Source organism: Enterobacter sp. PL_is379, from assembly GCF_055817355.1.
Map to the genome: position 1 here is coordinate 239,707 of NZ_JBVPGT010000029.1, position 12,382 is coordinate 252,088.

The window sequence follows — 12,382 nt, forward strand, 5'->3', positions numbered from 1 at the left end:
GGGATTATACCGCTTTTTTCGGATTAGGCCATACCCATGTTGCTTGACAGGGATCAAGCAAAGACAAAAAAGCCGGAGGCTGAGTTCCGGCTTGGGTGCGGGTTCTGCCCGGTGGCGCTGCGCTTATGCGGGCCTACGTGTATTGTAGGTCGGGTAAGCGTTAGCGCCACCCGACAATTACAGGTTATCCCCGTTGCTCGCAATCACCTGCTTATACCAGTCGAACGACTTCTTCTTGCTGCGGTTCAGCGTGCCGTTGCCTTCATTATCTTTATCGACAAAGATAAAGCCGTAGCGTTTTTTCATTTCACCGGTACCGGCAGACACCAGGTCGATACAGCCCCACGGGGTATAGCCCATCAGGTCTACGCCATCTTCCACCACCGCTTTTTTCATCTCGCGAATGTGGGCAGCCAGGTAGTCAATGCGGTACTGGTCGTTCACCGTGCCGTCGCTCTCCTGCACGTCGATTGCGCCAAAGCCGTTCTCAACGATAAACAGCGGCAGCTGGTAGTGATCCCAGAACCAGTTGAGGGAGTAGCGCAGCCCCACCGGGTCAATCTGCCAGCCCCAGTCGGATTTCTGCACGTACGGGTTAGAGACCAGGCTCTTGCTCTCGTCGTAATCCAGCTGCGGGTTGTCCGTAGTCGCCTTGGTGGCGAAGGACATATAATAGCTAAACCCGATGTAGTCCACGCAGCCCTGCGTCAGCGCCGCTTTATCTTCTTCGGTAATATCCAGCGCGAAGCCGCGACGTTCGAAGTAGTTAAGCAGATGCTGCGGGTACTTGCCGCGCACGTGCACGTCGGTGAACCAGTAGCGGCGGTGCATGGCGTTCATCGCCATCATCATATCGTCCGGCGCGCAGGTCAGTGGATAGATAGGACACATGGCAATCATGCAGCCGATCTGCAGGGACGGGTTAATCTCGCGCCCCGCCTTCACCGCCAGCGCGCTGGCCACCAGCTCATAGTGCGCGGCCTGGAACATTACCGGCTCGCGATCTTCGCCCGGCGCGTACTTCAGCCCCGAGTTGGTGAATGGGGCAAAGTCTTCGTGGAAGTTGGCCTGGTTGTTGATCTCGTTAAAGGTCATCCAGTACTTCACCTTGTGCTGATAGCGCTGGAAAACCACTTTTGCAAAACGAACGAAGAAGTCGATCAGCTTACGGTTGCGCCAGCCGCCGTATTCCGTGACCAGATGGAACGGCATCTCGAAGTGAGACAGGGTGATAACCGGTTCGATGCCGTGCTTCAGGCACTCGTCGAACAGGTCGTCATAGAATTTCAGGCCTGCCTCGTTCGGCTCAAGCTCGTCACCTTTCGGGAAGATCCGCGTCCAGGCAATAGAGGTGCGGAAGCATTTGAACCCCATCTCGGCAAAGAGTTTGATGTCTTCTTTATAGCGGTGGTAGAAATCGATGGCTTCATGGTTAGGGTAGTTTTTCCCGTCCAGCACGCCGTTGGTGATTTCACGCGGCACGCCGTGCGCGCCTGCGGTCATCACATCGGCCACACTCACCCCCTTGCCGCCCTCTTTCCAGCCGCCTTCGAGCTGGTGCGCCGCAACCGCACCGCCCCACAGAAAATCTGCTTTAAATCCTGACATTCACTTTCCCTCATTCTGCGTTATTTTCTGCAAAAACAATTACAGAAACCGGTTTCAGTTGAATGATGTGCAAAGCCGTTTCGCGTTGCAAGGAGAATACCGAAACCGGTTTCATTTTCGTGAACAGACGCAAGTTTGGGCGCACTGGCAGGCTGCGCGTAAAAAAAGATCCCTACGTCCAGAATAGGCTCGCAAACGTTTGCCTGGACTGTTAGAATTGCGCCGATTTTTCTTACTAGCTATGCAATCGCGTGGGGATTTAAGCCGTGACCAACAAAACTTCTCTCAGCTACAAAGATGCCGGTGTTGATATTGACGCAGGTAATGCGCTGGTTGACCGAATCAAAGGTGTGGTGAAAAAAACCCGCCGCCCGGAAGTGATGGGTGGTCTGGGTGGATTCGGCGCACTGTGCGCGCTGCCGCAAAAATATCGTGAACCTGTTCTGGTCTCGGGAACTGACGGTGTAGGCACTAAACTGCGCCTGGCGATGGATTTAAAGCGTCACGACACGATCGGTATCGATCTGGTCGCGATGTGCGTGAACGACCTGGTGGTTCAGGGCGCAGAGCCGCTGTTCTTCCTCGATTACTACGCGACCGGCAAACTGGACGTAGATACCGCGGCAAGCGTGATCAACGGTATCGCCGAAGGGTGCCTGCAGTCTGGCTGTGCGCTGGTTGGCGGTGAAACCGCGGAAATGCCGGGCATGTATCACGGCGAAGATTATGACGTCGCGGGCTTCTGCGTCGGTGTAGTAGAAAAATCAGAAATTATCGACGGCAGCAAAGTGGCCGATGGCGATGTGCTGATCGCGCTGGCCTCCAGCGGCCCGCACTCCAATGGCTACTCCCTGGTGCGTAAAATCATCGAAGTGAGCGGCTGTGACCCGCTGACGACCGAGCTTGACGGTAAACCGCTGGCTGACCATCTGCTGGCCCCGACCCGCATCTACGTGAAAAACGTGCTTGAGCTTATCGAGAACGTCGACGTTCACGCTATCGCTCACCTGACCGGCGGCGGCTTCTGGGAAAACATCCCGCGCGTCCTGCCGGACAACACCCAGGCGGTGATCGACGAATCCTCATGGCAGTGGCCAGCCGTGTTTAACTGGCTGCAGACCGCAGGCAACGTGAGCTCCCACGAAATGTACCGCACCTTTAACTGCGGCGTGGGCATGGTTATCGCCCTGCCGGCAAGCGAAGCGGATAAAGCGGTCAAGCTGCTGACAGAGAAAGGTGAAAACGCGTGGAAAATCGGTACGATTAAAGCTTCCGATTCCGAACAGCGTGTGGTCATTGAATGAAAAACATCGTGGTGCTCATTTCCGGCAACGGAAGTAATTTGCAGGCCATCATAGACGCCTGCAAGCAGAAGAAAATCAACGGCACCATTCGGGCAGTATTCAGCAACAAGGCCGACGCGTTCGGCCTTGAGCGCGCGCGGGAAGCGAACATACCCGCGCACGCGCTGGAAGCCAGCCAGTTCGCCGGGCGTGAAGCCTTTGACCGCGAGCTGGTTCAGGAGATTGATGCCTACGCGCCGGACGTCGTGGTGCTGGCGGGCTATATGCGCATTCTGAGCCCGGCCTTTGTCGCGCACTACGCCGGACGTTTGCTGAATATTCACCCTTCTCTTCTGCCGAAATATCCCGGCCTGCACACCCATCGTCAGGTTCTGGAAAACGGCGATGAGGAGCATGGCACCTCCGTGCATTTCGTGACCGACGAGCTGGACGGCGGTCCGGTGATCCTGCAGGCCAAAGTCCCGGTCTTTGACGGCGACAGCGAAGAAGACGTGACCGAACGCGTGCAGACCCAGGAGCATGCCATCTACCCGCTGGTGGTAAGCTGGTTTGTCGACGGGCGTCTCGAAATGCGCGACGGCGCAGCCTGGCTGGATGGCGTGAAGTTACCCCCGCAGGGTCATGCTGCAGAAGAGTAGTCTCTTTGAATTGCCCGGCGGCGCTTCGCTTGCACGGGCCTACGATCCCGTAGGTCGTGATAAGCGCAGCGCCCCCCTCCCCCAACCCTCTAAAATCCCCAACAAAAAAAATAACTGTCATACTTTTCTGGCACTGTTGGACATATCGTGGAAATGCTCGCCATAATAAGGACGAGACGGATTTACCACGTCCTGTGATTGAACTGGAGTGTGAGCTGTAATGGGTCAGGAAAAGTTATATATCGAGAAAGAGCTAAGCTGGTTAGCATTTAACGAACGTGTACTCCAGGAAGCGGCAGACAAAAGTAACCCGCTGATCGAGCGCATGCGTTTTTTGGGCATCTATTCCAACAACCTGGATGAGTTCTACAAGGTTCGCTTTGCCGAGCTGAAAAGACGCATCATCATCAGCGAAGAACAGGGCCTAAACTCGCACTCGCGGCACCTGCTGGGCAAAATCCAGTCCCGCGTGTTGAAAGCCGATCAGGAATTTGACGGCCTGTATAACGAACTGCTGCTGGAGATGGCGCGTAATCAAATCTTCCTGATTAACGAACGTCAGCTTTCCGTTAACCAACAAAACTGGCTGCGCCACTATTTTAAACAGTACCTGCGCCAGCACATTACCCCGATTCTCATCAACCGCGAAACCGATCTGGTGCAGTTCCTGAAAGATGACTACACCTATCTGGCTGTGGAAATTATTCGCGGTGAATCCATCCGCTACGCGCTGCTGGAGATCCCGTCCGACAAAGTGCCGCGCTTTGTGAACCTGCCGCCGGAAACCCCGCGCAGACGCAAGCCGATGATCCTGCTCGATAACATCCTGCGCTACTGTCTGGACGATATCTTCAAAGGCTTCTTCGATTACGATGCGTTAAACGCCTACTCGATGAAGATGACCCGTGACGCCGAATATGACCTGGTGCACGAGATGGAAGCCAGCCTGATGGAGCTGATGTCGTCCAGCCTGAAACAGCGCCTGACGGCCGAGCCGGTACGCTTTGTCTATCAGCGCGATATGCCGGACGCCATGGTGGAAATGCTGCGCGAGAAACTGACCATTTCGCGCTATGACTCCATCGTACCGGGTGGTCGTTACCACAACTTTAAAGATTTTATTGGTTTCCCGAACGTCGGCAAAGCCAATCTGGTGAACAAGCCGCTGCCGCGCCTGCGCCATCTGTGGTTCGATAAATTCCGCAACGGATTCGACGCCATCCGCGAACGCGATGTCCTGCTCTACTATCCGTACCACACCTTCGAGCACGTGCTTGAGCTGCTGCGTCAGGCCTCGTTCGACCCGAGCGTGCTGGCGATCAAAATCAACATCTACCGCGTGGCAAAAGATTCCCGCATCATCGACGCGATGATCCATGCGGCGCACAACGCCAAAAAAGTCACCGTGGTGGTTGAGCTGCAGGCGCGCTTCGACGAAGAGGCGAACATTCACTGGGCGCGTCGTCTGACGGAAGCCGGTGTGCACGTCATCTTCTCTGCGCCAGGGCTAAAAATTCACGCCAAGCTGTTCCTCATCTCCCGTAAAGAGGGCGACGAGGTGGTGCGTTATGCCCACATCGGTACCGGGAACTTTAACGAGAAAACGGCGCGAATCTATACCGACTACTCGCTGCTGACTGCCGATGCCCGCATCACTAACGAAGTGCGCCGGGTCTTTAACTTTATTGAGAACCCGTACCGTCCGGTGAACTTTGACTATCTGCTGGTCTCGCCGCAGAACTCGCGCCGTCTGCTGTACGATATGATCGATAAAGAGATCGCCAATGCCCAGAAAGGGCTGTCGTCCGGCATCACGCTGAAGCTTAACAACCTGGTTGATAAAGGGCTGGTGGACAGGCTGTACGCGGCGTCCAGCTCCGGCGTGCCGGTTAATCTGCTGATCCGCGGCATGTGCTCGCTGATCCCGGAACTGGAAGGCATCAGCGACAATATTCGCGTGATCAGCATTGTTGACCGCTACCTGGAACACGATCGCGTCTATATTTTCGATAATGCGGGTGATAAACAGGTCTATCTCTCTTCGGCAGACTGGATGACGCGCAATATTGACTACCGAATTGAAGTCGCGGCACCGCTGCTGGATCCGCGCCTGAAGCAGCAGATCCTCGACATCATCGAGATTCTGTTCAGCGATACCGTGAAAGCACGCTATATCGACAAAGAACTCAGTAACCGCTATGTACCGCGCGGCAACCGCCGCAAAGTGCGGTCGCAACTGGCGATTTACGACTATATCAAATCACTCGAGCAACCCGATTAACCTATGCCGATAAATGATAAGACCCCACGCCCGCAGGAATTCGCCGCGGTCGATCTTGGCTCTAACAGTTTCCACATGGTCATCGCCCGTGAGGTGGATGGCGCACTGCAGATCATCGGTCGTCTGAAGCAGCGGGTACACCTGGCGGATGGCCTTGATGAACGCAGCATGCTCAGCGAAGAGGCAATGGAGCGTGGGTTAAACTGCCTGTCGCTGTTTGCTGAACGCCTGCAGGGCTTCTCGCCCTCCAGCGTGTGCATCGTGGGCACCCACACCCTGCGCCAGGCGCTGAACGCGCCGGAGTTCCTCAAGCGAGCTGAAAAAGTGATCCCCTACCCGATTGAGATCATCTCCGGCAACGAGGAAGCGCGTCTGATTTTCATGGGCGTTGAGCACACCCAGCCGGAAAAAGGGCGCAAGCTGGTTATCGATATCGGCGGCGGCTCAACGGAGCTGGTGATCGGCGAAGACTTTGAGCCACGCCTGGTGGAAAGCCGCCGTATGGGCTGCGTCAGCTTCGCGCAGATGTATTTCCCGGGCGGCACCATCACCCGCGAGAACTTCCAGCGTGCGCGTATGGCGGCCGTCCAGAAACTGGAAAACCTGGCCTGGCAGTACCGAATTCAGGGCTGGAACGTGGCGCTGGGCGCGTCAGGCACCATTAAAGCGGCGCATGAAGTGCTGCTGGCGATGGGTGAAAAAGACGGGTTTATCACGCCTGAACGCCTGACATTGCTGACCGAAGAAGTGCTGAAGCATAAAAGTTTTGACGCCTTAAGCCTGCCGGGTCTTTCAGATGAGCGTAAGGCGGTCTTCGTGCCGGGGCTGGCTATTCTCTGCGGCGTGTTTGATGCCCTCGCCATTAAAGAGCTGCGCCTTTCCGACGGCGCGCTGCGCGAAGGCGTGCTGTACGAAATGGAAGGCCGCTTCCGCCATCAGGATATTCGCAGCCGCACCGCGCAAAGCCTGGCCAACCAGTACAACATCGACCGCGAACAGGCGAAGCGCGTGCTGGACACCACGGTGCAGATGTACGAACAGTGGGAAGAACAGAATCCGAAGCTCGCACACCCGCAGCTTGCTGCGCTGTTAAAATGGGCCGCGATGCTGCACGAGGTGGGGCTGAACATCAACCACAGCGGGATGCATCGCCATTCGGCCTACATTCTGCAAAACAGCGATCTGCCTGGCTTCAACCAGGAACAGCAAACCATGATGGCGACCCTGGTGCGTTATCACCGCAAAGCCATCAAGCTCGACGATCTGCCGCGCTTCACGCTGTTCAAGAAGAAGCAGTTCCTGCCGCTTATTCAGCTGCTGCGCCTGGGCGTGCTGCTCAATAACCAGCGCCAGGCCACCACCACGCCGCCCACGCTGAAGCTTAAAACTGACGATCATCACTGGACGCTGAGCTTCCCGCACGACTGGTTCAGCCAGAATGCGCTGGTCCTGCTGGACCTGGAAAAAGAGCAGCAATACTGGGAAGCGGTCACCGGCTGGCTGCTCAAAATTGAAGAAGAGAGCGCCGACGTCGCCGCGTAACGACTCAGGCGTCCGCGCAGGACGCCTCAGCTTCCAGGAGTGACTCAAGCGGTGCCGGCCTGCCAATCAGATAGCCCTGCACATAATCGATACCTAGCGCGTGAACCGCGCTACGTATCTCTTCCGTCTCGACATACTCAGCCACCACCAGCATCTTCTTCATGCGCGCCAGATGGCAGATAGACGCCACGATCTGATAATCCAGGCTGTTATTGACGATATTGCGGATAAAGCTGCCGTCAATCTTGAGAATGTCGGCATCCACGCTTTTCAGCCGCGCATAGCTCGCATACCCGGTACCAAAATCATCAATCGCAATGCGCACCCCCATTTTCTGCAGCTGCTGGAGAATATGTAGCGCCTGCTCCCCGCTGCCGAAGGTACTGCACTCCGTCACCTCAAAAATCAGCTGCCACGGCTCAATGGCGTATTTTGCCAGCAGGCGACTTACCTCAAGCGGGAACTGCACCCGACACACGGTCGACGGGGCCAGATTAATGGCAAAGCGCTGGCCGGGAAGTGTTTCACGATGCGCTGCAAGGAAGCGCAGGGTATGCTCCAGCACCCACAAATCCACCCGCGAGGAGAGACCAAACTCCTGCGCGACGGGCAGGAATTGGTCGGGGGAGATCAATAGCCCGTTGATATCCGGCATCCGCAGCAGAACTTCGTGATAGCGATCGCCACGCAGGCCGCGAACGGGTTGAACCAGCAGGGCGAATTCGTCGTTATCGAGTGCCTTTTGCAGGCGGCTCATCATCGCGACTTTATCCTTCAGGCTGCGCTGCAAATGGATGGCCCCACGCTGCTGAAGATTTTCCGGATGGTTGGAGGAGAGCGACAGATCGGCAACCACGCCCAGTTCGCCCAGCACCAGATAAAGGTGGTTAACCGGGGACCGGACATAGCAATAGCTCACGCCCACCTGCGGCTGCAGCGGCATCCCGTCCCAGACAAAGCGAAACTGTTTGATATGCTCGTCCAGGGCTTCAATCCGCTGCTGGTGTGATTCCGCATTGAGCCGTACCGCCATGTCATACCCGGTGAGGTGATACACCTGCTCGTTGGGCTGGAGCGTGCCATTCACCCACTGCGCCAGCTGCTGTTTGTACTGAATGCGCAGCAACACGCCGTAATTTCGGCCCAGAATTTCCAGCTCCGGAATGCGCAGCAGGCAGAGAGCCGACCACGGATTTTTCGCCAGATCGCGCGACAGCGCTCGCAGGTTAGGCATATGGACGACCGGGTCGAGTAGCGCCAGCCTGCGGGAGCGTTTGTTCACCGCGCGCTGCCGGGTCGCCAGCATCGACATATAAATCACCACAAACGAGAAGACCAGGTAACTGGAAGAGGTGATCGCCAACTGAATGTCATACCCCTGGTTCACCGGGATATAGTGGTAAAAATAGTGAATAGACACCAGCAGCACCGGTATCCAGATCAGCGACACCAGCTTATAGCCAAAACGCATCGCGCCCCAGAGCATCACCGGCATCAGCAGCGACAGGGTGTAGTTAGTGGTAAAAATGGAGCTGTTTTCATTCATCGGGAGCAGCAGCAGCGAAAGCAGCCCGCCAAGCGCGATTGCCCACACCAGAAACTCAACGATCGTCACCTTTTTGTCTATCTGGGAACGGACCTGCGAGATAAGGCTTTTAAGATAGCGCGGATGACGAATCAGGCGGATCAGCAGATAGCTCAGCGGCACGCCCGTCAGTCCGCTGACTAGCAGCGCCTGGTAGTTGATGAGCGTGCGAATATTAAGAGGGTTTAATCCCGCCAGGCTCTGGCGGCTCTCATACACGCCTAAATACACCGCAAACTGAAACAGCAACAGAAACAGCGTCGCGGGGCAGAAGGCCTGCCAGAAGATGCGCTGCGCCATCAGCCGGATGTCGCCGTACGCGGTCATATTCCGTCTGGGCGCAAACACCCGGTAGCCGCCCCAGCTGAGCACTAAAGGGACGATAAAATGGAGCACGCCGGCGACGGTTTCAAACATCCCGACCGAGGGGTAATAGCGGATAAACAGTGACAATACGATCCCGGGCAGCGCTTCCAGGCCAAAGAACATCATCAGCGAAAGCAAAAATGAGAGGGGTAAATAATAGAGTGCCACAATGCCGTCGCCCAGCTGCGTGAGCGTATTCGCAATGCTCAGCACGGGAAGTAAAACCACCGGTAAAATAAGCGGCAATGCCCACCAGCGGTTTTCATTTTTTTTCAGGAAAGCGAGAATGTTCATAGATGCCCGGTTAAACCCCTATCGCTCCAGAGGGAAATAAAGACAGGCATCCGACCTGACGTACGTCCCGCCCGGCAGCGTGCCGGGCGAACAGTGTGGAGGAAGGATTTTAAATATCAGGGCCAGGAATCCGTTGACATAAATCAAACTACTTTACGCAAATAACGTTTTGCGACGTTTTTCTACAATTATTTTCTTCATATTATCAATATGGTAAATGTATTAATTAATCTCAATAACATTAATTAATGTAAACATTGACGGTTATTTACACATCACAGAATTGACCCCATCTTCCCGCTGTGCCTTAATATCCTTATCGCCCAAAAGGGCTTACCCAGGAAAAACAGAGTGAGTCAGGTCACGCGTATGCGCAAACGACATCGATTTAACACCCGAATGACCCGCATCATACTGCTCATCAGCTTCCTGTTTTTCTTTGGCCGCTTCGTTTACTCTTCGATTGGCGCCTGGTACCACCATCAGGATAAAACCCAGTCACAGCAATCCAGCCTGACCGTCGACACCGCTGACCGCTAAACCGCCGAAGGATATTGCACGAGCCGAATAAGGGCCGCGATCCCTTTGCTGAGGATTTTGTCCTGTCGCATCACAACGGCCAACTGCCGCTGCAGCATGGGCGTCAGCGACATCACGCATAGCCCTTCACGATCGACATCCTGTTCGACCGCCATGCGCGGCACAATACTGTAGCCCAGCCCCGCGCGAACCATGCGTTTGATCGCCTCGATGCTGCCAAGCTGCATCACCGGCGCGATTGCTAATCCACTGGCTGCAAACCAGCCGTCGATCAGCGCCCGGGTCCCGCTGCCTGATTCAAAGGCAATCAGCGGATGAGCGTGCAGCGCCTCCGGCGTGAAATCCCGGAAAACATCCTGCTGCTCCCGCGAGGCGATAAACACAAACTCTTCGTCCATCACCGGCATAACGTCCAGCGCTCTGCCGCTCACCGGCAGCGTGACCAGACCCACATCGAGACGGTTCTCTTCGATGGCCCTGACGATGTCGAGGGTGTTGCCCGTTGTCACCCCCACGCTCAGGAGCGGATAGTCGCGGCGCAGCTGCTCCAGCAGGGGCGGGAGAAGATGGATGCAGGCCGTTGCCCCCGTGCCAAGCGTAATGGTGCCGCTCACGTCGTGACTGAACGCACTCACGGACCGGATGGCGTCATCCACCGCCTGCTGAATACGCTCCCCATGCATCAGCAAAGCCTGCCCGGCGGCCGTCGCCTTAATTCCCCGCCCGGTACGCTCTACCAGCCGCGTTTGCAGAAACTGCTCCAGCTGGCGTATTTGCAGGCTGACGGCGGGCTGTGAAATGCCCAGCACGTCCGCTGCCGCTGAAAAGCTGCCGCGCTGGATCACCAGACGGAAGGTGGTGAGATAGCCCAGATTAAGCGTCGTCATTCAAAGTTTCTCTTATACCGCGCATAAGGTTACGGCCCTGCCAGCACAATACCGCGCCCGTTATGCTCAGGACAACTGCATAGCGGAATGAAAAATAATGGAAACACCTGCCCTGCCACGCCGCCTCGCCCTCATGGCGGGATGTAATCAACTCATCAACTGGGGGATCTCGTTTTATATGCCCGGCACCTTTGCGCTGGCCATTGCAGCCGACCGGGGATGGTCGTCACCGCAGATTTACCTCGGCCTGACGCTGGCGATGCTGGTGATGGCGGCGGTTTCGCCCTTTGTGGCCCACCTGCTGGCACGCTTTGGCGGTCAGACGGTGGTGATGAGCGGCACGCTGCTGATCGCCGCAAGCTGCGCCTGTATGGCGTATACCCAGACGCTATTTGGCTGGTACTGCGCCTGGCTGGTCATCGGTGTAGGGATGCGCCTGTCGCTGTACGATGCGCTATTCGCCGCGCTGGTGAATCTTTACGGGCAGCAGGCGCGCAGAACAATCTCCCGCGTCACGCTGGCGGGCGGGCTGGCCTCCGCCGTCTTCTGGCCGCTGGGCGATGCTCTGCTTCAGGTGATGAGCTGGCAGGAGGCGCTGCGCGTCTATGCTCTCTTCGGCCTGCTGAGCGCAGCGCTGATAAGAACGCTCCCCCATCAGCGGCTGACGGTAACGACACAGGTCGCCGCGCCGCCCCTGAACAACGAGCGGCGCAACGGCTGGCTTTATGCCGCCTTCATTGCCCTCATCACCTTTGTCTCTAACGGCACCTCCACCCATCTGCCGGAGTTTATTGCCCACTTCGGCCTGCCGGTCGCCATCGGCATGCTGTGGGGGATCGGCCAGACGGCTGCTCGCTCGCTGGAAGTGCTGGCGGGTGCCCGTTTAACCCCCTTCAAACTCACGCTTTTTACCGCGCTCGCCATGCCGCTCTGCTTTCTTCTGGGGTTGAGCAGCGCTCTGTTTGTGTGGTGTGCGGCCGGGTTTGTGCTGGGCTATGGCGCCATGAACGGGCTGGTCACCATCGTGAAAGCTACCCTGCCGCTGGAACTGTTCAGCGCGGAAAGCTATGCCCGTCGCACCGGCACGCTGCTTATCCCCGGCCAGCTGATGGCGGCAGCCTCGCCGTTTGCCTATGCGTGGCTGAATAAAACCCTGGGGATCGCGGGTGCAATGTGGGTTTCAACGGGGCTGACGCTGGTGATTGCCGGGCTGGCGATAGCCATTGTGCGCCGTCCCGGAAGGCAAAGTGTATCGCACTGTATCCCGCGGGCCACGGTGACAAACGGGTACAAAACGCCCCCTCCGGCAAATATCTCCGATACATAAAAATGGTTTT

The 12,382-nt window shown here is 56.6% G+C and carries 9 protein-coding genes; 6 read left to right on the top strand and 3 right to left on the bottom strand.

Going from position 1 to position 12,382, the window contains the following annotated elements; all coding sequences use genetic code 11:
• Positions 1-177: 177 nt before the first annotated feature.
• Positions 178-1,608, bottom strand: coding sequence for a 6-phospho-beta-glucosidase (locus tag AC0TOY_RS13655; protein ID WP_370883401.1), 1,431 nt, complete (start codon positions 1,606-1,608; stop codon positions 178-180).
• A 266-nt stretch (positions 1,609-1,874) separates the two neighbouring features.
• Here AC0TOY_RS13655 and purM point away from each other — a divergent pair, with 266 nt between their 5' ends.
• The 4 genes from purM (at position 1,875) to ppx (ending at position 7,373) form a co-directional block, all read left to right on the top strand.
• A complete protein-coding gene (purM, locus tag AC0TOY_RS13660) occupies positions 1,875-2,912 on the top strand; it encodes a phosphoribosylformylglycinamidine cyclo-ligase (protein WP_024907556.1) in 1,038 nt (345 codons plus the stop codon).
• A complete protein-coding gene (gene purN, locus AC0TOY_RS13665) occupies positions 2,909-3,550 on the top strand; it encodes a phosphoribosylglycinamide formyltransferase (RefSeq protein WP_021241814.1) in 642 nt (213 codons plus the stop codon). The genes purM and purN overlap by 4 nt, the downstream gene beginning before the upstream one ends.
• A gap of 220 nt (positions 3,551-3,770) precedes the next feature.
• Positions 3,771-5,831, top strand: coding sequence for a polyphosphate kinase 1 (gene ppk1, locus AC0TOY_RS13670; protein WP_024907554.1), 2,061 nt, complete (start codon positions 3,771-3,773; stop codon positions 5,829-5,831).
• A 3-nt stretch (positions 5,832-5,834) separates the two neighbouring features.
• The gene (gene ppx, locus AC0TOY_RS13675) at positions 5,835-7,373 is read left to right on the top strand and encodes an exopolyphosphatase (protein WP_024907553.1); all 1,539 of its coding nucleotides are present in this window, start codon (positions 5,835-5,837) and stop codon (positions 7,371-7,373) included.
• A gap of 4 nt (positions 7,374-7,377) precedes the next feature.
• On the opposite strand, the gene AC0TOY_RS13680 is transcribed toward ppx, so the two are convergent.
• Entirely contained in the window at positions 7,378-9,618 is a 2,241-nt protein-coding gene (locus tag AC0TOY_RS13680; RefSeq protein WP_048991289.1) for a bifunctional diguanylate cyclase/phosphodiesterase, read from the bottom strand.
• Between the two features lie 351 nt (positions 9,619-9,969).
• Between AC0TOY_RS13680 and AC0TOY_RS13685 the strand changes: the two genes are divergently transcribed.
• Positions 9,970-10,158, top strand: a complete 189-nt coding sequence (locus AC0TOY_RS13685) for a YfgG family protein (RefSeq protein WP_021241815.1) — start codon at positions 9,970-9,972, stop codon at positions 10,156-10,158.
• Here the strand turns inward: AC0TOY_RS13685 and AC0TOY_RS13690 are convergent.
• Positions 10,155-11,045 carry a LysR family transcriptional regulator gene (locus AC0TOY_RS13690; RefSeq protein WP_048991291.1) on the bottom strand — a complete coding sequence of 297 codons (891 nt, stop codon included), beginning with the start codon at positions 11,043-11,045 and terminating at the stop codon, positions 10,155-10,157. The two genes, AC0TOY_RS13685 and AC0TOY_RS13690, sit on opposite strands and share 4 nt — an antisense overlap.
• Before the next feature lie 97 nt (positions 11,046-11,142).
• Here AC0TOY_RS13690 and AC0TOY_RS13695 point away from each other — a divergent pair, with 97 nt between their 5' ends.
• Complete coding sequence (locus AC0TOY_RS13695; RefSeq protein ID WP_473721949.1) at positions 11,143-12,372, top strand: MFS transporter; 1,230 nt, start codon at positions 11,143-11,145, stop codon at positions 12,370-12,372.
• The last annotated feature ends 10 nt before the right edge of the window (positions 12,373-12,382 follow it).